At 51.8% G+C, this 22,036-nt stretch carries 18 protein-coding genes and 1 other RNA gene; 1 reads left to right on the top strand and 18 read right to left on the bottom strand.

The genetic code is table 11. From position 1 onward, the window contains the following. Window positions 1–135: 135 nt before the first annotated feature. The 12 genes from rny to tkt all read right to left on the bottom strand — a co-directional run bounded on the left by rny (window position 136) and on the right by tkt (window position 15,719). The gene (gene rny / locus TX77_RS02540) at window positions 136–1,680 is read right to left on the bottom strand and encodes a ribonuclease Y (RefSeq protein ID WP_044503251.1); all 1,545 of its coding nucleotides are present in this window, start codon (window positions 1,678–1,680) and stop codon (window positions 136–138) included. Between the two features lie 208 nt (window positions 1,681–1,888). Next, complete coding sequence (locus tag TX77_RS02545) at window positions 1,889–2,323, bottom strand: regulatory protein RecX (protein ID WP_044503252.1); 435 nt, start codon at window positions 2,321–2,323, stop codon at window positions 1,889–1,891. Next, on the bottom strand, window positions 2,324–3,400 hold the full coding sequence (gene recA, locus TX77_RS02550; RefSeq protein ID WP_195891155.1) for a recombinase RecA: 1,077 nt from the start codon (window positions 3,398–3,400) through the stop codon (window positions 2,324–2,326). It abuts the gene before it with no gap. Between the two features lie 12 nt (window positions 3,401–3,412). Then, window positions 3,413–4,669: a competence/damage-inducible protein A gene (locus TX77_RS02555; protein ID WP_044503254.1), complete on the bottom strand. Its 1,257-nt coding sequence runs from the start codon at window positions 4,667–4,669 to the stop codon at window positions 3,413–3,415. A gap of 15 nt (window positions 4,670–4,684) precedes the next feature. After that, the gene (gene rimO, locus TX77_RS02560) at window positions 4,685–6,019 is read right to left on the bottom strand and encodes a 30S ribosomal protein S12 methylthiotransferase RimO (RefSeq protein ID WP_044503255.1); all 1,335 of its coding nucleotides are present in this window, start codon (window positions 6,017–6,019) and stop codon (window positions 4,685–4,687) included. Window positions 6,020–6,025: 6 nt separating this feature from the next. Further along, window positions 6,026–7,069, bottom strand: coding sequence for an ABC transporter substrate-binding protein (locus TX77_RS02565; RefSeq protein ID WP_044503256.1), 1,044 nt, complete (start codon window positions 7,067–7,069; stop codon window positions 6,026–6,028). 5 nt (window positions 7,070–7,074) lie between these two features. Then, on the bottom strand, window positions 7,075–8,940 hold the full coding sequence (locus TX77_RS02570) for a YgiQ family radical SAM protein (protein ID WP_044503313.1): 1,866 nt from the start codon (window positions 8,938–8,940) through the stop codon (window positions 7,075–7,077). A 48-nt stretch (window positions 8,941–8,988) separates the two neighbouring features. Continuing rightward, complete coding sequence (locus TX77_RS02575; protein WP_081651679.1) at window positions 8,989–9,390, bottom strand: helix-turn-helix domain-containing protein; 402 nt, start codon at window positions 9,388–9,390, stop codon at window positions 8,989–8,991. Window positions 9,391–9,461: 71 nt separating this feature from the next. After that, window positions 9,462–11,975, bottom strand: a complete 2,514-nt coding sequence (locus TX77_RS02580) for an FtsK/SpoIIIE family DNA translocase (RefSeq protein ID WP_044503257.1) — start codon at window positions 11,973–11,975, stop codon at window positions 9,462–9,464. Between the two features lie 24 nt (window positions 11,976–11,999). Next, window positions 12,000–13,319 carry a replication-associated recombination protein A gene (locus TX77_RS02585; RefSeq protein WP_044503258.1) on the bottom strand — a complete coding sequence of 440 codons (1,320 nt, stop codon included), beginning with the start codon at window positions 13,317–13,319 and terminating at the stop codon, window positions 12,000–12,002. Window positions 13,320–13,398: 79 nt separating this feature from the next. After that, a non-coding RNA gene (ssrS, locus tag TX77_RS13130) (6S RNA) lies at window positions 13,399–13,576 on the bottom strand. 151 nt (window positions 13,577–13,727) lie between these two features. Further along, the gene (gene tkt, locus TX77_RS02590; protein WP_044503259.1) at window positions 13,728–15,719 is read right to left on the bottom strand and encodes a transketolase; all 1,992 of its coding nucleotides are present in this window, start codon (window positions 15,717–15,719) and stop codon (window positions 13,728–13,730) included. Window positions 15,720–15,979: 260 nt separating this feature from the next. Here tkt and TX77_RS02595 point away from each other — a divergent pair, with 260 nt between their 5' ends. Beyond that, a complete protein-coding gene (locus TX77_RS02595) occupies window positions 15,980–16,678 on the top strand; it encodes an HAD hydrolase family protein (RefSeq protein WP_420891007.1) in 699 nt (232 codons plus the stop codon). Here the strand turns inward: TX77_RS02595 and TX77_RS02600 are convergent. The 6 genes from TX77_RS02600 to TX77_RS02625 all read right to left on the bottom strand — a co-directional run bounded on the left by TX77_RS02600 (window position 16,673) and on the right by TX77_RS02625 (window position 22,036). Next, complete coding sequence (locus tag TX77_RS02600; protein ID WP_044503261.1) at window positions 16,673–17,827, bottom strand: toxic anion resistance protein; 1,155 nt, start codon at window positions 17,825–17,827, stop codon at window positions 16,673–16,675. The genes TX77_RS02595 and TX77_RS02600 overlap by 6 nt on opposite strands. A gap of 9 nt (window positions 17,828–17,836) precedes the next feature. Next, window positions 17,837–18,532 (bottom strand): 5-bromo-4-chloroindolyl phosphate hydrolysis family protein, encoded by a 696-nt coding sequence (locus TX77_RS02605; protein ID WP_044503262.1) that lies wholly within the window; start codon window positions 18,530–18,532, stop codon window positions 17,837–17,839. A 157-nt stretch (window positions 18,533–18,689) separates the two neighbouring features. Continuing rightward, complete coding sequence (locus TX77_RS02610) at window positions 18,690–19,604, bottom strand: lysophospholipid acyltransferase family protein (protein ID WP_044503263.1); 915 nt, start codon at window positions 19,602–19,604, stop codon at window positions 18,690–18,692. Window positions 19,605–19,616: 12 nt separating this feature from the next. Beyond that, the gene (gene lpxD, locus TX77_RS02615; RefSeq protein ID WP_044503264.1) at window positions 19,617–20,648 is read right to left on the bottom strand and encodes a UDP-3-O-(3-hydroxymyristoyl)glucosamine N-acyltransferase; all 1,032 of its coding nucleotides are present in this window, start codon (window positions 20,646–20,648) and stop codon (window positions 19,617–19,619) included. 16 nt (window positions 20,649–20,664) lie between these two features. After that, entirely contained in the window at window positions 20,665–21,084 is a 420-nt protein-coding gene (locus TX77_RS02620; RefSeq protein ID WP_044503265.1) for an OmpH/Skp family outer membrane protein, read from the bottom strand. A 16-nt stretch (window positions 21,085–21,100) separates the two neighbouring features. Next, window positions 21,101–22,036 (bottom strand): OmpH/Skp family outer membrane protein, encoded by a 936-nt coding sequence (locus tag TX77_RS02625; protein WP_044503266.1) that lies wholly within the window; start codon window positions 22,034–22,036, stop codon window positions 21,101–21,103.

Raw genomic sequence — 22,036 nt, forward strand, 5'->3', positions numbered from 1 at the left:
TATTTTTTCAGGGTTAATTGCAATACCAATTAGGACACTCGAGACAATTCGGCCTGACATTTCGATCCGTGCTTCTACGCCTTGCCGCATCATGCAAAAGGCCGCCTATACGGCGGCCCTGCAAGTCATATAAGGTTATTTTGCATAATCGACCATCCGCGTTTCGCGAATGACGACAACTTTAATCTGTCCCGGATATTCCAGTTCAGCTTCAATACGTTTAATGATGTCATGGGTCAAGAGGACACAATCGGATTCATCCAATTTATCCGGTTTGACCATGACCCGGATTTCACGTCCGGCCTGGATGGCAAAGCAGTCTTCGACACCATCAAAGAACTCAGCAATTTCTTCGAGCTTCGTCAAGCGTTTCAGATAGTTTTCCAACGTTTCCCGACGGGCGCCCGGGCGAGCGGCCGATACAGCGTCAGCAGCAGCGACCAAGACGGCTTCCACACTCTGTGCTTCTTCATCGCCGTGATGGGCGGCAATGCCGTTGACAACCAGCTTCGATTCGCCGTATTTCTTGGCGATTTCGACACCGATAGAGACGTGTGTCCCTTCCAGTTCGTGGTCCAAGGCTTTCCCGATATCGTGAATCAAGCCGGCTCGCTTAGCCAGCTTTTCATCGACCCCCAATTCAGCAGCCATAATGCCTGCCAGCTGGGAAACTTCGATAGAATGGCGCAGTACATTCTGGCCATAGCTGGTGCGGTAGCGCAAGCGGCCGAGAATCTTAATGAGTTCCGGATGGAGTCCGTGAACCCCGGCTTCATACGTCGCCTGTTCACCGGCTTCGCGGATCTTCTGGTTGATTTCTTTACGAGCCTTTTCGACCATTTCTTCAATCCGTGCCGGATGAATACGGCCGTCGGCAATCAGTTTTTCTAAGGCAATGCGGGCGATTTCCCGACGGATCGGATCGAAGCACGACAAGATGACGGCTTCCGGCGTATCGTCGATGATGAGGTCGACACCGGTGAGCATTTCAATAGCCCGGATGTTTCGCCCTTCACGGCCGATGATACGGCCCTTCATTTCATCGTTCGGCAGGGACACGACAGACACCGTCGTTTCAGCGACATGGTCGGCAGCACAGCGTTGGATAGCCACGGAAATAATTTCCCGAGCCTTGCTTTCGGCCTCTTCATGAGCCTGTTCTTCAAGCATCTTGATCATCTGTGCCGTTTCATGTTTTACTTCACTTTGAACGTTGTTCAAAAGCAGTTCTTTAGCATCTTCATAAGTCAAGCCGGAAATCCGTTCCAATTCGGCCATCTTCTGTTCGTGAATGGCTTCGACTTTTTCCTGCATGCGCGTCACTTCTTCTTCTTTGCGCTGCAAGACGTCTTCCTTCTTTTCCATGGAATCGGACTTTTTGTCTAAATGTTCTTCTTTTTGCATCAAACGCCGTTCAAAGCGCTGTAATTCCGTGCGACGTTCCTTGTTCTCCCGCTCGGCATCGCTTCGCAGTTTATGGATTTCTTCCTTGCCTTCAAGGACCAGTTCTTTTTTGCGAGCTTCCGCATTCTGCTGGGCTGTGGCAATGATCCGCTGCGCTTCGACTTCAGCCTGGCCGATTTTGCCTTCAGCAATTTTCTTGCGATAGACATAACCGGCACCGACGCCGATGAGGATACAAACAATGGCTACGACAGCAGCCATAGTAGTAGTCAGCATAGTAACAAATTCACCTCCCCTTCACAAAAAAAAGCCGAACTTACCGTCCGGCTTTTTTTATGAGTATGTAAAATTTACTTCATGTTCAAAAAACCTACAATTATGCAAAATATGGACCAGTGTATCAAACCGGCTCCTTTAATTGTAATTTTTTTTCATATCAATGTCAAGATGGACTTGGCGTCTCCGACCCTATTTTGACCGATTGTCAACCCTCGTCGCCAACCGTAAAGGAAGCGATGACTTCGGCGATGACGGAGGGAGAAAAACCGCGGTATTGGAGATATCGCGCCGCCTTTCTCTTTTCATCGTACCGGCGGGAAAACTTTCGCTCGGCAAGATTTTCTGCCAAGGTGTATTCATCAGGACGTTCAATATCGTCCGGCACCGTCAGTTGACGGCGTCGAAGGCAATTGGCGATATACAGATGGCCGTACTGCTTTTTCCGTACATAGTAGGCATAGACCTGACGAGCCAGGCGGTCATCATCGATGAAGTGTTCCTCTTTCAGCATAGCCATTACTTCGTCGATGACGTCGTCTCTGACGTCCCGTCGCCGCAGCTTGGTGCGCAGTTCGCCTTCACTTAAGAAGCGGACATTGAGCAGCTGCAGGGCTTTTTCATAGGCCTCACTATAGGTCATTTATTCCGCTTCGTCGCTTTCCGGTACGGCTTCAGCGGCCGATTCCATCAGTTCTTCATCCATGACATCGTCGAATTTTTCCGGTTCTGCCGCCAGGGTATCGCGAATGATCTTTTCGACTTCGTCCGTGATTTCCGGATGTTCCTTCATGAAAATCTTGACATTTTCCTTGCCTTGTCCCAGTCGTTCTCCTTTGTAAGAGTACCAGGTGCCGCTCTTTTCAATAATATCCATGGACGTGCCCAAGTCAAGGACCGTCCCTTCACGGGAAATGCCCTGACCGTACATGATATCGAATTCGCAGTGTTTAAAGGGCGGTGCCACTTTATTTTTGACGACTTTGACCCGAGCTCGGTTGCCGATGACATCGCCGCCGGATTTGATAGCTTCCCCTTTACGAATTTCCATGCGGATAGAGGCATAGAATTTCAAAGCCCGGCCGCCGGTCGTCGTTTCCGGGTTGCCGAACATGACGCCGACTTTTTCACGGAGCTGGTTGATGAAGATGACCATGGCCTTCGACTTGGAAATGATCCCCGTCAATTTACGCAAAGCCTGGCTCATGAGGCGGGCCTGGAGGCCGACGTGGGAGTCGCCCATTTCGCCTTCGATTTCGGCTTTCGGAACCAAGGCGGCTACGGAGTCGACGACGATGACGTCGACGGCACCGCTGCGGACGAGTTCTTCCGTAATTTCAAGGGCCTGTTCGCCGTTATCCGGCTGGGAAATGAGCAGCTCGTTCGTATCGACGCCGAGATGGCGGGCATAGACCGGATCGAGGGCGTGTTCAGCATCGATAAAGGCTGCAATGCCGCCGTTCTTCTGGGCTGACGCAATGGCGTGCAGGGCCAGGGTCGTCTTCCCGGACGATTCGGGGCCATAGATTTCAATGACTCGTCCCCGGGGATATCCGCCGACGCCGACGGCCAAGTCGACGGCCAGGGAACCCGAGGAGATAACTTCTAAGTTCATCTTGTCAGCAATGTCGCCGAGGCGCATGATAGCGCCCTTACCAAAGTCTTTTTCAATCTTGCGCATTGCATTTTCAAGTGCTGTCTGTTTCGCGTCCAAAATCATTCCTCCTAACGGTTATTTGTTTTTATGGTTCACAAGATAGCGCACTACATAATAGATGGCCCGTACGGCAGCTCGGCGCTTGATTTCAGCACGGCCCCCGTGATAGACGTCACGGTGGACCAAAGTCCCCCAAGGGCCGCTGACGCCGGTATAGACAAGGCCTACAGGCTGTTCTTCCGTACCGCCGCCGGGTCCGGCAATGCCCGTCGTGCTGACAGCGATGTCGCTCCCATAAAGGCGGCGGCTTCCGTCCGCCATTTCAGCAGCGGTTTCCGAGCTGACGGCCGTATATCGTTCCAGTGTCTCATGAGAGACACCGAGGAGTTTCTCTTTCATTTCATTGCAGTACGTTCCGGCCGAACCGCGAAAATAGTCGGAAGCACCGGGGACATCTGTAATAAGGGACCCGACCAAGCCTCCCGTACAGGATTCGGCCGCACTGACGATATAGCCCGCCTGACGGACTTCTCGTCCCAGGACGTCAGCCATCGTTTCATCATTAAAACTGACGATTTGGTCATTGAGACGGCGGCGTACTTCTTCTTCGAGCGGTAAGAGAAGCTCCTCGGCCTGTTCTTCACTGTCGGCGCGGGCCGTGAGGCGGACTTCGACGAATCCCGGGCGGGCGTACATGGCCAAGGTCGGATTCGACTGGTCTTTGACGAGATCCATCAGCCGTTCTTCAATAAAAGCTTCACCCATATCATAAATCTTGATATAGAGAGAGCGGATGGACCCTTGGCTGCCAAAAGTCTGAAGAAGCCAGGGTTTCAGCCGATTTTCATACATCCATCGCATTTCACTGGGCGGTCCCGGCAAGTGGACCAAGGTCCTGCCACCGCCCTGCATGGCAACGCCCGGCGCGGTGCCGGCCTCGTTGTCAAAGACATCAGCGCCTTCAGGAATCATGGCCTGACGCTTCTGGTTTTCGGTCATCGTCACCGTACCGTGATGGGCTGTCACCCAGGCCTGGACCGCATCGGCAATGGCCGGGTCATAAACCAGGGGGCAATTCATCAATTCGGCACCGATAATCTTGGTCATGTCGCCTTGTGTCGGCCCGAGGCCGCCCGTCGTAATGACGATATCGGCCCGGGAAAGGGCCGTCTTCAAGACGTCTTTCATACGCTTCGGGTTATCGCCGACCGTCGTATGATAGACGACGAAGTATCCCATTTCATTGAGCTGTTTCGATAAGTAGGCCGAATTATAATTGGTAATTTCACCCAGCAATAATTCAGAGCCCGTCGTAACAAGTTCTACTATCATTCCCAATCACCTCGGTTAATCGAGCCGTTCAGCCACGAGATCATAGGCAAAGCCCTGGGCAATGCGGACCGGGATCATGTCCCCGGGCTGTACACCCTCCGCATCTTCCAAATAGGTCAGGCCATCGACATCGGGCGCCTGGATTTCAATGCGTCCGACGGCTTGGGTCACACCTTTTTCTTGTTCTACTTTTTCGACTAACATCGTATGCACCGAACCTTCCAGTTCTTGGTTGCGGATTTCCGACACCTTGGCCTGGATGGCCATGAGCTGGTGATAGCGTTCTTCTTTTATCTCTTCCGGGATCTGGCCGTCCATGGTGGCCGCCGGCGTCCCTTCTTCCTGAGAATAGGTAAAGACGCCGACGTCATCAAATTCTGTTTCCTTTACAAAGTCGCAGAGAGCCTGGAATTCAGCTTCCGTTTCACCGGGGAACCCGACGATAAAGGTCGAGCGCAGGGTAAGCTTGCGGCCGTGACTGCACAGTTTTTTAATGAGGCGGCGCACATCGTCTTCCGAATCGCGGCGGTTCATGCGGCGCAGGACCGGTTCGGCAATGTGTTGGAGCGGCAAATCGACATAGGGACAGATTTTATCTTCCTTCACGATGAGATCCATCAATTCATCCGTAAAGTAATGGGGATAGAGATAGAACAGACGGATCCAGCGGATGCCTTCGATGGGAACCAATTGACGCAGGAGATCCGGCAGCAGGGAGTGGCCGGCAATATCGACGCCGTAACTCGTCGTATCCTGGGCAATGAGGTTGATTTCCTTTACGCCGTCGGCAGCCAGCTGCTGCACTTCAGCTACAATCGATTCGATGGGACGACTGTACAATTTCCCCCGAACGTGAGGAATAATGCAGAAAGAGCAGCCGTTGTTGCAGCCTTCGCCGATTTTTACATAGGCACTATACGTCGGCGTCGTCCGCATGCGGCTCGTATGCTGATCGTACAAATGACTGACATCGTCGATGAAGCAGGCTTTACGGCCCTTTTTGACGGTATCGATGGCTTCCCAGATGCGGTCCCATGAACCGGTACCCAAGAGGGCGTCGATTTCCGGCATTTCCTTCATCAGTTCTTCTTTATACTGCTGGCTGAGGCAGCCCGTTACGATGAGAATCTTGCAGTTGCCCTCCGTTTTATAGCGGGCTGCCTGCAAGATGGTATCGATGGATTCCTGCTTTGCCTTTTCAATAAAGGTACAGGTATTGACGATAATAATGTCAGACTGGGAGAGATTCTCTGTGATCTCCATGTGGCGGTCGCGGAGGATGCCCAGCATGACTTCTGTATCGATGAGATTTTTAGAACAGCCTAAGCTGACAAATCCGATCTTTTCCATGTATCGTTATTTTTCCTTTCCGAAGCGAATTGATTTGATCCACCATGACTGTAAACTGCGGCGGCCTTCATCAGAATATAATTTTTTTACCGGGAATAAGACGAGTCCCCGTCCGTTGGCGTCGAGCTCAGGCTGAGCCTGCGGCAGGGCATCGCTCATAAAAATGTGCTTTTGCTGTAAGACGGCATTAGCCTCCGGAGAATAGATCCAATCGGCAAAAGCATTGGCTAATTCTCCGTCTTCGCACCAATTAGTGACAGCTATCCCCGTCAGCCAGTACGACGTGCCGTCTTGGGGATAGATGATATAAATAGGCGCTCCGTCATTTCGATACTGCTTGGCAGACGAAGCATCGGCTACGCCGATATCGGCTTCCCCGCTGGCAACGCGGCGGACGTTAACCGACATCGATTTCGAATAGGAAGCGACGTGACTTTGCAAGGCACGCAGATAGCGTTCACTTTCATCGAGGCCCTTCATCTCTACGAAAGAACAGAGGAATTCGCCGGCCATATCCATGGCAGCCAGGTCCGGAAAGGCCAGCAGCATCTGAGGATCGGTCAACAGGTCATCCCAAGTAGAAAGGAGCTGGCCTCGCCGTTCATAATAAGATTGACTGACGACAAAGACCATCGGATTGTACCATAAACCGCTCCACATGCCATCGACATCTTTCATGGACGACGGGATATTGTCGGTATAGGCCGACTCATACGGCTGGAGAATGCCATTTTGCTTTTGCGTGCGCAAATCATCTTCCGAAGCGATGAGGATATCCGGCTTAGGACCGTTGATATTCCCCAGCGACTGGCGCATATCGCTGTCGGTCTTAGAATAAATCTGCACCCGCAAATGCTTCTGCTTATAAAATTCTCGGGCCAAACCGTCATTGACATCCTGGGGCAAATCCGAAAAGATGACGAGATGACGGCCGGCTTCATAAGCCCGTTGTGCTTCTTCCTGCTGGTGCTTCATCAAGATGGGCCACGCCAGACCCAACAGTAAGATGACGAAGACGCTGAGCACGACAAAAGGCACGTATTTCTTCATTGTATTCACCTGAATTTTCTAGTTCGATTCAAATCCTTCCGCCTTTGTCCGGAACGGACAGGCGAACGGCCATGGCGGCCGCTGCCGAGCGGACGGCCTGACTGACTTTGATGACGCCGTGGTGCAATGAGGCACTTCGGCCCGTAACCGATGAGGTCACGACGGCCCGCCAGGCATAAGGCCTTATAGACAATATCATAATTCGCCGGGTTCTTGTACTGCATAAGGGCCCGCTGCATCTGCTTTTCTTCTGCCCTGCGAGCCACGTAGACCTTTTGCCCGGTCAAGGGATTGATACCGGTATAATACATGGCCGTCGACAAACTGCCCGGCGTCGGGATAAAATCCTGGACCTGTTCAGGCTGCATATGCATGTCCCGCAGAAATTCGGCCAGGGCTACGGCATCTTTTAAGGTACAGCCCGGATGACTGGACATGAAATAGGGGACCAAGTACTGTTTCTTGCCCAGTTCCCGATTGGCTTCATCGAACCAGTCCTTAAAGGTCAGAAATGCGTTGACATCGGCCTTTCCCATGAGGTCGGTCACGTGTTTGACGACGTGTTCCGGCGCGACTTTCAGCTGACCGCTGACGTGATACTGGCAGAGTTCTTTAACGAATTCTTTGTTGCCGTCGGCCAATACGTAATCATAGCGAAGGCCGGAGCGAACGAAGACCTTCTTCACGCCTTTTACATGACGAATTTTCCGCAGGAGCTGCAGATAATCGTCATGGGACGTATTGAGGTTCTGACAGGTTTCACTGCCGATACAGTGGCGATTGCGGCAGACGCCGTCAGTCAGTTGCTTTTGACAAGCCACGTGACGAAAGTTGGCCGTCGGACCGCCGACGTCGTGGATATAGCCTTTAAAGCCCGGAAGCTTCGTCATCCGTTCGGTCTCGCGAACGAGGGATTCCTGGCTGCGGTGCTGGATGATGCGTCCCTGGTGGCTGGCAATGGCGCAGAAATGACAGTGGCCGAAACAGCCGCGCTGACTGGTCAGGCTGAACTGTACTTCCTGCAAAGCCGGAACCCCACCGGCAGCATCGTAATCAGGATGCCAGCGACGCTGAAAGGGCAGCTCGTAAATGGCATCCATCTCTTCCGTCGAAAGGGGCAGTGCCGGCGGCGTCTGGACGACGAAGCGGTTTTCTGACGGCTGGATGATGGTCTTTCCGTAAAAAGGATCCTGCTCTTCATACTGCATTTTAAAAGCCTTGGCAAAAGCCGCTTTATCGGCCCGGACCTCTTCATAAGACGGGCAGACGACGGTCTTGTCCGAAATAGGCGGTTTCCCGGTCACGTAGCAGATGCCGCGGATGTCGTACATCTCAGCGACGGACTTACCTTCAGCCAGGGCATCGGCGATTTCTACAATGGAGTGTTCCCCCATGCCATAACTGAGGATATCGGCCTTGCTGTCGAGGAGTATCGAATGGCGCACCTTATCGGACCAGTAGTCATAATGAGCAAAGCGGCGCAGGCTGGCCTCGATACCGCCGATGATGAGGGGCACGTCTTTATAGGCCTCGCGCATGCGATTGGCATAGACAATCGTCGCCCGTTCCGGCCGATGCCCCGTTTCCCCACCCGGTGAATAACTGTCGCGACTGCGGAACTTTCGAGCCGCCGTTTTTTCATTGAGCATGGAATCGAGGTTGCCTGCCGTAATCAAAGCGGCCAGCCGCGGACGGCCTAAGGCTTTAAAGGCGTCTGCACTGTGCCAGTCAGGCTGGGAAATCAGGCCGACACGATAGCCCCGGCTTTCGAGGACGCGGCCGATAAGGGCTGCGGCAAAACCGGGGTGATCGACATAGGCGTCGCCATTGATGTAGACAAAATCAAGTTGATCCCAGCCGCGTCTTTTCATATCATCCCGACTGGTTACTAAGAAATTCTCGCGCATATGGCTCCTTATTTACATTAAAATCCAAATGATGAGCAACAGAAAAATGATGATGCCGGCCACAATCGTAATTTCCGGCCAATTTCCCTGCCGCGTCTTTTTCTTCTTACTGTCTTTCCTATTTTTTTGATGTTTGGCAGGAACGATGGTCCGCACTTCGGGTCTTGGCGTCCGTTCTTCAACGGAGGCCTTATATTCTTGGACCAAGGCAATGCCGTCCAGTTCCAAAAAATTGCCGTAGTTTCGGATAAAGCCTTTGACGAATACGGCGCCGGGAATGGCATCATATTCATTGGCTTCCAAGGCTTCCAAGTATTCCCGCTTTATATTGAGGGCCTCCGATACGTCTTGTAAGGTCAGACCCTGTTGTTCTCTCGCTAATCGTAATACGTCACCGATCGAAGATTCCTTCACTGTCTTTCTCTCCCTATTTACTATAATCGTATCCTTTATTATATAACAGATACGACAAAGGGTACAGGGGTTCAGCCCAAATACTTCTGTTGGACTTCGTCGGCAGTCATCAAAATATCCCGCGGCTTACTGCCGTTATTGGGGCCGACGATGTGCATAGCTTCCATCATATCGATCATGCGGGCAGCCCGCGTATAGCCGATGCGGAAGCGGCGCTGGAGCATAGACGTTGAAGCCTGGCCGGTCTCGAGAACCATATCGATGGCCTGACGCATGAGGTCATCTTCAAAAAAATCGACGCTGTCTTCGGCGTTTTCAGACTGTGCCTTTTGGACCGACTCGTCGTAATGAGGTCCGTCCTGCCCCTTGATAAATTCGACCATCTCGTCGATTTCCGAATCGGAAATAAAGGCTCCTTGGACGCGAAGCGGTTTGGAAGCACCGAGCGGATAAAAGAGCATATCCCCTTTACCGATGAGTTTATCGGCGCCGGCCATGTCCAGGATCGTCCGAGAATCGACCTGACTCGATACGGCAAAGGCAATACGGCTGGGCACATTGGCCTTAATAAGGCCGGTCAGGACGTCTACCGACGGACGCTGCGTGGCCAGGACTAAGTGCATGCCGCAGGCACGGGCTTTCTGGCCCAGGCGGATGATCGACTTTTCGACGTCATCGGAGGCCATCATCATGAGGTCAGCCAATTCGTCGATGATGATGACGATAAAGGGCATCGTTTCCTCAGGATGAAGTTCGTTATAACGAGAAATATCCCTCGTATGGGTGAGGGCAAATCGCTTGTAACGGTCATCCATTTCGCGAACGGCCCAGCGCAGGACACTGGCAGCCTTCTTGGGATCGGTCACGACCGGGGTCAGCAAATGAGGAATTCCGTTGTAGTTTGATAATTCAACGACTTTCGGATCGATGAGGATCAATTTTACATCTTCCGGCCGCTGCTTAAAGAGGATGCTGGCAATGAAGGTATTGATGCAGACACTCTTCCCGGAACCCGTAGACCCTGCCACCAGAAGGTGCGGCATCTTGGTCAAATCGGCTACGATGGGATTGCCGGCAATATCTTTCCCCAAGCAGACAGGAACGCCTCTTGCGGCCTTTTGGAAGGTTTCACTTTCGATGACGTCGCGCAGGTTGACGCCGGTCAGTTTCTTATTCGGCACTTCAATGCCAACGGCAGCCTTGCCGGGAATCGGCGCTTCGATACGGATATCCGTCGCTGCCAATTTAAGGGCAATGTCATCGGCCAAGTGGACAATTTTACTGACCTTGACACCGGCAGCCGGTTCCAGTTCATAGCGTGTAATGGACGGCCCCTGGCTGGCATTTAAAATCTTGGCATCGATGTTGAAGCTCTGCAGGGTTTCTTTTAAAATAGCAGCATTTTCCCGAACTTCATCACTGAGACCGACCGTATGCTGGGGACCTGGCTTCAGAATGGAAACAGACGGCAGGCGGTACAATTTCTTGCCCTCCGCTTTAGGCACGGCACTGCTGCCTTCATCACTGAGTTCGACAGCTACACTGCTCTGTTCGACTTCAATCGGTTTGATATCGTCCATATCGTGGCTGAGGACATCCCGTTCTTCGGCTAAGGATGGAGCCTTGGTCGGCTGAACGTCGTGCGCCGTCGGTTCCGCATCGGAAACGACGGTTTCATGGATCTGACTGTAATCGGGAGCCTCTTCCATATCGTCTACGCCCTGTTCAAGGATGTTATCCCAATAATCATCTGCCTCTTCGGAAGACAGGTTTTCCTCGATAGGACGAGAATCAAAGCTGACTTCTTCAACGCCGTTTCCAAGATCCCGGGCATCGGAAATCTGAATGCCCTCGGGCTGTGCTTCCGGAACGGCAGTCGGTGCCTTGTCCGGCTCTTCCTTGGGAGCCTGATCAAGAGCTTGAAAATCGAAAATCTTCCGCTTTTCATGCCATTGGCGCAGGGACTGGGAGGCATCCTGCAGGCCTTCGACGGCTTTTCCGGAAACGCGGGCCGCTTCCTGGCCGGCCTTATCGGCTACGACGGCTACAGGTTGAGAAATCGACCAATTCTTCCAAATCAGAAAGGTAACGATAGCCGCTCCCACAATGGCCATAAAGGCCCCAAAAAAGCCGAGAAACTGCTGCAGCACCGAGGATACGACGGCCCCGATGATACCTCCTCCGACAGACAAGCTGGACGGCAGGAATTCCGTCCCTTCCGGAATGACCAACAAATGAATAAGCCCCAAAAGGAGCACATAAATCCAAGTGCCGATGAGCCAGGACCGCGATACGGGGCAGGCCTTGCGAACGACAATATACTTCAGCCCCAGAACGACCAAAGACAGGCTGACGACAATCCGTCCCAAGCCAAAGATATACGATAAGACATTGTCCACATTATGTCCGATACGACCGGTATCGATGCCCATAAACCCGACGGTCGCGAAGACGCCGAATAAGATGCAGAAAATACCGATAATCTCATATTTTAAAAGGGGCGACTTCTCTGCCCGTTTGGCAGTCCGAGTCCGCCGGGTCGTCCGCTTGCGGCGGGGGCTTTTAGGGGTCCTTCCGTTTGCCAAAATAGTTCACCTTCCACTAATAGATTACTTGTCACTGCGGCGTTTATGCCAGGCAGCGGCCATATCTTTTTCATGGCCATAAGGTCTTTCCTGATAATACGACGCACCTTTCAGGGCCTCCGGCAAATACTGCTGATCGACCCAGGCGCCGTCAAAATCGTGAGGATACTGATAATTTATACCGTGCCCCAACTTGGCGGCTCCGCTGTAATGACTGTCCCGCAAATGAGCCGGAATGTCGCCGCAGTCTTTACGGCGCACATCGCTGAGGGCCGCATCGACAGCAAGGTAAGCGCTGTTGCTCTTGGGTGCACAGGCAACATAGATGACGGCTTCCGACAAGATGATCCGTCCTTCAGGCCAGCCGACAAATTGAACGGCTTGGGCCGCTGCATTGGCGATGACCAAGGCCTGGGGATCGGCAAGGCCGACGTCTTCAGCAGCACAGATGACCAGGCGGCGGGCAATAAAGGACGGCTGCTCGCCGGCTTCGATCATGCGGGCCAGGTAATGCAGGGCCGCATCGGGATCAGAACCGCGCATGCTTTTTATAAAGGCCGATACCGTATCATAATGGGCATCGCCTTTCTTATCATAGGTATACACCTTATGACCGGCTACTTTTTCGATGGCTTCCTGTGTCAACTTCCCGCCGACAGGAACGACCATGGCAACCTGTTCCAACAGATTAAGGCCGACGCGGGCATCGCGATCAGCCAGGCGGGCAATGGTTCCCAGCATTTCGTCGCTGCCTTCAATGCCGAGGTTTCCCAATCCCTTCACCGTATCGGTCAGGGCCCTGCGCAGCACAGACACGACGGCCTGTTCTGACAAGGGCTGAAGGGAAATGACCCGCAGCCGGGATAATAAAGGTCGGTTGACTTCAAAATAAGGATTTTCCGTCGTGGCCCCGACCAAAATGACCGTCCCGTCTTCGACATAAGGCAGGAGCACGTCTTGCTGACTCTTATTGAAGCGGTGGATTTCATCGATAAAGAGAATCGTCCGCTTTTGATATAAATGAACCGCTTCCTTGGCAGCTGCAATCACTTTTCGCAGCTCTGCCGTCCCGGCGGTTACGGCATTCAAGGTCACAAAGCGGCTGTCCGTTTCCGTTGCGATGACATGGGCCAGCGTCGTCTTACCGACGCCGGACGGGCCATAGAACAAGAGCGACGGAATCGTATCCCGTTCGATCATCATCCGAAGGAAACTCCCCGGACCTATCAATTCATCCTGTCCATAGACGTCATCCAATGATTCAGGCCGCATGCGGACGGCCAGCGGCGCATACTCCCTGCCGCTCCGTTCATCGGCCATGGAAAATAAATCGTCTCCGCTCATTTGTTTGCTCTCCAGACTAAATAGAACGCCGCCAAGAGGTTCTTAGCGGCGGAAACATACATACATTCGTGAACAAGAAAAGAGCCCCACCATGCCGTTTATAAACCGAGTTTTGAGCCTGCCTAAGCAGGTGGGTGTCCTCCTATATGGGTCGACAGTCCAGTGAAGGCATTGCCTCGCAATATAGAGACCGAACTCCCAATGTAAAAAGTGTTGGTTCAAAACATCGAGACCATTTACGTACACAGTAGGGTTTCTTCTTGTACATAGTATAATAAAATACTCAAGAAAAATCAAGCCTTGACAATGTGAAAAGGGGCTGCTGCCCATACAGCATCCCCTTTTCAAGACCTTAGCAGGCCCCGGAAGGACCTGTTAACGACTTTATGACACCGATGAAAATCGGTCTTATTTTACAACCTTTTTAACCGTTTCGACGACATTTTCTGTCGTGAAGCCGAATTTTTTAAACAGTGTGCCTGCCGGGGCCGAAGCACCGAAGGACTTCATGGAAACCGTAGCACCGTCGAGGCCGACGTATTTGCCCCAACCGAAATCGGAAGCGGCTTCTACAGCGACACGGGCCCGTACGGCTTTCGGGAGTACCTGTTCTTTATAGGCTTCATCCTGCTGTTCGAAGAGTTCGAGGCAGGGCATGCTGACGACGCGGACATCGATACCGGCCTTAGCCAGTTCTGCTTTAGCGTTGACAGCCAATTCAACTTCAGAGCCGCTGGCCATGATGATGGCATCGGGAACGGCTTTCGAAGCGTCGGCAATGACGTAAGCACCCTTCAAAGCATCTTTACTGCTGCCGGAAAGCTGCGGCAGGTTCTGACGCGTGAGGACCAAAGCCGTCGGCGTCTTCTGGCTGGTAACAGCCAAATACCAACCGGCAGCCGTTTCCGTAGCATCGGCCGGACGGAAGACGTTGACGTTGGGAATGGAGCGCAGCATAGCCAGCTGTTCAATCGGTTCATGTGTCGGGCCGTCTTCGCCGACGCCGATGCTGTCGTGGGTCAGGACGTACGTCGTCGGAAGTCCCATGAGGGCAGCCAAGCGGATCATCGGTTTCATGTAATCACTGAATACGAAGAAGGTACCGGCATAGGGGCGAACGCCGCCGTGGAGGGCAAGACCGTTGGTCATGGCACCCATAGCCAGTTCGCGGACACCGAAGTGGATGTTGCGGCCGCTGTAATCGGCTTTGCCGAAGGAACCTTCGCCCTTCATTTCCGTCTTGTTCGACGGAGCCAGGTCAGCACTGCCGCCAAAGAGCTGCGGCATACGATCTTTCAAGCGGTTGATCATCGTGCCGGACAGGCTGCGCGTTGCCTGCGGTTTATCTTCATAAGCCCAGAATTCTTCATCGTTTAAGAGGGCGTTGGCATCGATATCGGAATGGTAAGCATCCCATTTAGCCTTCATATCCGGGAAAGCAGCCACGTAAGCGTCGAACAGTTTCTGCCAATCACTTTCAGCAGCTGCTGCTTTTTTGCTCAGTTCTTCATAATGTGCATAGACTTCGTCGGGAACGTAGAAGGTTTCTTCCGGCTTCGGCCAGTTGAGGTTTTTCTTCATAGCGACGACGTTTTCTTCGCCGAGAGGCGAGCCATGAGCATCGGCAGAACCCTGTTTAGCCGGGCAGCCGTAACCGATCTGGGTCTTAATGGTAATGAACGACGGATGTTCTTTATCGGCTTTTGCTTCTTCGATAGCTTTGCCGATAGCAGCCGTGTCCGTTCCGTCTTCGACAGTAATCGTCTGGAAGCCGAAAGCAGCCATGCGGGCCTGGACATTTTCCGTGAAGGCCAAATCCGTGTTGCCTTCAATGGAAATATTGTTGCTGTCATAGAGGATGACCAACTTGGACAGACCGAGGGTTCCGGCCAAAGAAAGGGCTTCGGACGAAATGCCTTCCATCAGGCAGCCGTCGCCGCAAAGAGCAAAGGTGTAGTGGTCGACGACGGGATAGTCCGGTTTATTGAAAACAGCCGCCAAATGAGCTTCGGCCATAGCCATGCCGACAGCCATGCCAAGGCCTGCACCGAGAGGACCCGTCGTAGCTTCAACGCCGGTCGTATGGGCATATTCCGGATGGCCCGGTGTCAAGGAGCCGTCTTGACGGAACTGCTTAATATCATCCAGGGTAAGGCCGTAGCCATACAAGTGAAGCAGCGAATACAGCAGCATCGAGCCGTGGCCTGCTGAGAGGATAAAGCGGTCCCGGTTCGCCCATTTCGGGTCTTTTGCATTGTGGTTCATGTGATTTGCCCAAAGTTCATAGGCAATCGGAGCAGCCCCCAAGGGCAGTCCGGGATGGCCGGAATTTGCCTTTTGGATTGCATCCGCCGACAATACACGAATGGCATTTACACAAGTCGTATCAATGGTGCTCATTAGTCAAATCGCTCCTTTTTAGGTTCGTTAAATATAAATAAACATTTACACTTTATTATGTAAAAAAAGGACTGTCCTGTCAATGGCAAAATGTCTTTTCGAATATGAATTCATTCGCTTGGCTGTCATTTAGGATAGCCAAAAAGAATTATGCTATAATAAAAAGGCCTGTATATTTCGCATAGAAAGGATAGGATCATGACTAAAAAATACTTTTCTTTGACATTGACGGGACCCTGGGTCTTGGAATTTCAAGCATCATTCCGGCTGACAGCCTCTATTGCCTGCGCCGCCTCATGAAGGCCGGCCATTTTGTATCCATCGCCTCGGGAAGATTACAGCACGATGCTCAGACCTTTGCCGACCGCTATGGGATACCGGCCGTCGTAGCCGACGGCGGCAACAGCTTGTCCTTAAACGGAGACGTGTTCGAAATGACCGGCCTTCCCCTTGAAAACTGCAAATCCCTTTTACACGAATTGGATCGGCGCGGCTTTGCCTGGGCCGTCGTCACCGACAACACGATCCATCGTTACACCCCCTATGAGACCTTTCCTCACGCCGACCCGCGCAACTATATGAAAACCGTCGTCAAACCCATCGATATCGACGAGTTGACGACGGTCTATAAAATCATGTACGCCCGGCCGGAGAAAAAAGATGATGAACCCGATTCATACGGTCTGCCTCACTTGGAATATATCGACCATACATACCTCATCGAACCGACGGATAAGCGCCGCGGCATCCTGCGCATGCTGTCCCGCGTCGGCGGAAAGCCGGAGGACGCCGTCGTATTCGGTGACGGATTCAACGACATCACCATGTTCGAAAAGCCATTCTTCGCCATCGCCATGGGCAACGCCCGGGAGGCCCTCAAAGAGCGAGCCGACTATATCACAGACGACCACGACAAGGGCGGCATTTTAAAGGCCTGTAAAAAATTCGGCTGGTTATAAGGGATCGTTCCGGCCGGCCCCTTTAAGGAGTGCATCTTTCAGCCGGTCTTCGATCTGAAGCAGTTCCTGTTCGGCTGCCTGCCGCTTCTGACGGCCTTCACTTTGAATGCGAAGCGTATCTTCAATGGTAGCAATCAAATCGTCATTGACCTGTTTTACCGTTTCGATATCGACGATGGCCCGTTCATTTTCAACGGCCGTGTCATGAGAATTCTGCTTGAGCATGGCGGCATTGCGCTTTAAGAGGTCATTCGTCGTATTGGACACAGCCTGCTGCATCTGGAGGGCTTCCTTCTGCCGACTAAGACCGAGGGCCAGGATCATCTGGTTCTTCCACAGGGGGATCGTATTATAAATAGCACTCTGAATCCGATCGACGAGGATTTTGTCATTGTCCTGGATGATCCGGATCTGCGGCGCCGTCTGAATGGCAATGGTCTTACTGATTTTCAGGTCATGAACCTTCTTTTCAAAGCGGCTGACAGAATTTTTAAAATCCTGGACAACCTGTGTCGCCATCGGGTTGTCTGAGGCCTGAGCCTGGGCTTCCAATTGAGGAATCGTCGTTTCATTCAATTCCTGAATTTTTTCTTCCCCGGCCTGGATGTAGAGCTGGAGCTGCTTAAAATATTCCAAATTCTTATCGTACAGCCCGTCGAACATGGCTACGTCCTTCATGAGGATCATCTTCTGCCTGTCGAGACCGGCCTGAATATTGTCGATCTGAGCCGACAAGGTCAAATAAGACTGCTGCAATGCCGGCACCTTTTTAAATAAGGACCCGACGACAGGGATATTCGCCAAGAATCCCTTAGGGCCATCTTGTTCTTCTTCAAAATCGTGAACTTTCTTTACCAGGTCGTTGAGAAGGTCACCGGCTGCCGTCTGATCAGTACTCTTTACGGTCGATAAGATGCTGTTGGAGAAAGACGCGATATTGTTTTGGGCAGCAATGCCGTATTGGGCAATGGCATTGGCCGTGACCAAGTTTATCGACTCTTTGATGGTATCGACTTGTTTCCGTTCTTCGGCTGTAAGCGTTTCCACCTGACGATTAAAATTGACCAGTTCCTTCTTTTCATAACTTTTGGGAGTGCCCTCATCGGACTGTTTTTTATCCAAAAGGTCGTTCAAATTAATCTCCGCCATAATAACACCCTACTTTCGTTTCGTATTTAAAAATTTATCCGTCAAATCAATGATTGAGTTGACCAAATCATTATTGCGTTCCGGAATTTTTCGGCTTTCGGGAATTTCAGGCTTTAAGCCGTCGGCAGCCATATTGTCCTTCATAACCTTCATTTCTGCATCGAGGTCCATGAGCTGGGCATTGAGGACCTTAGAAAATTGGTCGGCATAGGCTTCATCAAAATTATTCAAGAGTCGTTTAATCTGAAGCTTAGACTGCTGTACTTCCGCAGCGTCAAGGCCGGTCTGTTCCAGTTCTTTATACTTTTGTACCAACAAAATGGCTCGATCTTGGTAATAATCGACGAAGCGGCGTGCCAGACTGATTCGTTCCGGATGACTTTGGAGATACGTCAAAAAATTTTTAGCAATGCCCTGCATCTTGCCAACCTGCTTACGCAGTTCCTTATCGCTTAAGGTCTTCATTTCCCGATCAAGGGTATTGAAGTCTTCGACGGCCCGCTTAAAGAGGTCGGTGTTGAGTTTGTCGAGCTCTTCATTGCCGCTGGAAACGACGACTTTAGGCTTGAACTTCTTCCCCCGAAAGGCAAACCGAAGGGCAACAAGACCGACGATTAAAGCAAGAATGCCCGGGATATTGGTAATTTCCAGGATCCCTGCCGTTACGAAACAAAGAAGGGCTATAAAAAACATAAGAACGCGCATAATATTGCCTCCTCCGTATAAAGATTCTCTTTTGTTAATCATACCATATTTCCCGGACATTTGTCGTCATTCTGTTAATATTTACCAAAAAAAGAAGCTGCCTGGGAACTGACCCCCTAACGTGGGACCAAAAATCCGACGTCAGAGGGTCAGTTCACTATTGGGCAGCTTCTTTTTCAGCTTGCTTTTCTTTATAACGTTTTGTCCATTTCCAGCGATTGTGCAACCAGAACCAGTCTTCCGGATATTGACGGATATGGGCTTCTAAACGGTCATTGAGTTCCTGTGTCGTTTCGTACATAATACGCTCTTTTTCTTCTTTTGAGAGCTTGTGATCTGCCGTGTAAGGGCGCAGCGGCGGCTGTACTTCAACGACGTGATGGTACGGCCTGTCTTCCCGGATAAAGATAGGTACGATGGGATAGTTGGCGATACCGGACATCTTGGCCGGCCCGTCAGCCGTCAGCGTATCAAGACCAAAGAATTTAACCATGATACCCGTATATCCCGGGTCCTGATCCATGAGCAGGCCGATATAGTGACCGTCCCGGAGGAGCCTCACCATATCGCGAATGCCCGTCTTATAGGTAACGTGCTGCTTCATCATGGCCCGATATTCGTTGATGAACTTATCGGCACTATGACTGTCCTGCTCCTGAGCCACGGAAATGAGGGGATAGCCGTTCATGGCAAGGACGGCTCCGAGGAGCTCCCAGTTTCCGGCATGGGAAGCCATGATGATGGCTCCGTCACCGCTTTCCTTGAGCGCGTCTAAATGCTCGCGGCCGACGAAGGAGACTTTCTCATCGAGGGTTTCCTTCGTATAGACCGGATACCGTAAGACTTCTATGATCATAGGACCAAAGCGAAGGGTACTGGCTTTGGCAATAGCCATGGCCTCGTTCGGATCGTCGGTAATGCCGCATTTCAAAATTTGCTCCTGAGCCAATACTTTTCGTTTTTTCGGGACAAAAGTCCAGAAAAAAGAACCTAAAAAAATGCCCAGGCTGCGGCAGCAGCCGTCAGGAAGATGGCAGATAATCCAGCTCAGACATTTCATGAAGGTGTACATAAACTTGTCCTCTTACTGCTGTTCTAATTTCTGTTCTAACTGGGCAATCTTTTTCTGCAGGTCCTTGATGGTCTTGGCCATTTCCGGTAAATGCTTCAAAAATACCTGGGTGCGGCTCCATTCCATGTGAGGCCGTGCCGGGAACCCGGCATAGGTCTGATTGCCTTTGATATTGCCGATAATTCCTGACTTACCGGCAAAGACAGCGTTGTCGCCAATCGTAACGTGGCCCGTACAGCCCGTCTGTCCGGCAAAGATAACGTGATTGCCGGCCTTGGTACTGCCGGCAATGCCGGACTGGGCAATGATAAAGCAATCTTCACCGATTTCAACGTTGTGCCCCAGGTGGACCAGGTTATCGATTTTAGTACCTCTGCCAACCTTCGTCGCCCCCAGGGTCGCATTGTCCAAGCAGGTGCAGGCGCCAATTTCGACGTCGTCACCGAGGATGACGTTTCCGATCTGCGGAATGCGGGTATGCTTCCCTTTTTCCGTGGCAAAGCCGAAGCCTTCGCCGCCGATGACGGCATGGGCCCGGATGACAGCATTTTTGCCGAGGACGCAGTGTTCGTGGATGACGGCGCCGGGATAGAGGACCGAGCCTTCGCCAATTTTGACATGGTCACCTAAAAAGACGTAGGGATAAATGACAGACCCCTTACCGATTTCAACATTTTTGCCGATGACGGCATACGGCATGATGGAGACATCTTCCCCGATGACGGCAGTCTCATCGACGATAGCCGTCGGATGAATACCGGGCGTAATCGACTGACGGGGGTGAAACAAGACCAGGAGCTGCGAAAAAGCCAAACGGGGATTTTCTACGATGACCAGTGTATTATCACCGGCCGGTACTTCTTTGTCGACAATGACGGCGCCGGCATGGACCTGCGGCAAATATTCCGTATACGGATCAACGGCAAAGGTAATATCGTTTTGACCTGCTTCTTCCAAGCTTTTTACGTCACCAATGACGGCATCACCGTTGCCGATGACCGTCCCGCCCAGCAATACTGCTAATTCCTGTACTGTTTTATTCACTATATACAACCCCTTTTTACTGCATTTTGGCAATAAGATCATCGGTAACATCGATGCCACCGGAAGGAACGGCTTCTTTCATGACGATGATGCCGACGTTTTTATCCTTAGCGATATCACCTAACCGGCTTTCAAGATCCGACATGAATTGACGCTGCATGCTGGCGCCGAAAATATTGAGTTCCTGCTGAGCCTGCTGCTGCTTCTTCTGAAAATCTTCAGCAGACATGGTCTGTTTCGCATCCTGCAGTTCTTTATCGATAGCCTTCTGCTTATCTTCCGTCTTCTGCTTATATTGCTGAACAAGGGGCGCTTCTTTCTGTATGCGCGACATATCGACAACACCTACATTATCTTTACCGCCGCAGCCGGCAAGAGCCCCTGTAAGGGCTACCATGACGGCGACGATTCCAAAGCGCTTCCAAACTTTTTTCATTCCTAAAAGCCTCCTGTTATGCCAATTTGGCAATGATATCATCAGTCACATCGGCGGCTGTACCGACACCTTCATAGTCGGAAAAGATCATGTCGATGCCCTGTTCCTGAGCAACGGCAGCCGCCTTATCACGGATATCTGCCATGATGGCTTCTTTCACATCGTTCATTTCTTTTTCTTTTGCATCGAGCTTATCTTTCCACTCTTTATTCCACACAGCCGGTTCGGGCCGATTTTTCAGTTCCCCCATTTGCTGTTGGAAAACCGCTTGACTCTGAAGTTTGCGCCCTTCAAGGTCGGTCTTGACCTGCTGGGCATAGTCTTCGAGTTCCTTCTTAGCCTGAGCCTTGTAGGGCTCCATAGCCGCAGCGATTTCATTGGCCGTACTGCCAGTCACCAACACCTCTGCATTACTGCCTCTCAAGAGGGCTTGCAGCTGTTCTTCCGTCGCTGCCCGCTCTTCTTTTGAAAGGTCTAAGGTCTTCAGCTTCAGCTGGAGATTGACGATTTTTAAGGCATCGGCATCTGATATGACCGGTGTCGTCTTTTTCTTTTCTTCGACGAGGGCGTCATACTGCTGTTTTAAACGGTTGTTGAGCTCGTCCTGCTTGATGGCGACTTTAGCCTGTAATTCCTGATTGAGAGCCGCCGTACCGGCTGCATCGACAGCCGCAAACTGCTGCATCGACACGCCTTCGGCTTGAGCCTTACGGGAATAATTCCATTGTTCAAACTGATATTGGGCAACCATGGCATTGTATTCCAGTTCTAACCGGTGATACTCGCTGTAGCGCGGATGGCTCATGACGACGTGTTCCAAGTCTGCATAGGCATAGACCGGCGTCGCTGCTGCCGCTGGCACGGATTGATCCCGATGGTTGAAAAACCACCAGCCGGCCAAGAGGCAAACGAAGAGAACCACGGCACCGGCTGCCGCATATATCCGTTTCAT

Origin of the sequence: Megasphaera massiliensis (genome assembly GCF_000455225.1) — a bacterium.
In the GTDB taxonomy this organism is placed as follows: Bacteria; Bacillota; Negativicutes; order Veillonellales; family Megasphaeraceae; genus Megasphaera; species Megasphaera massiliensis.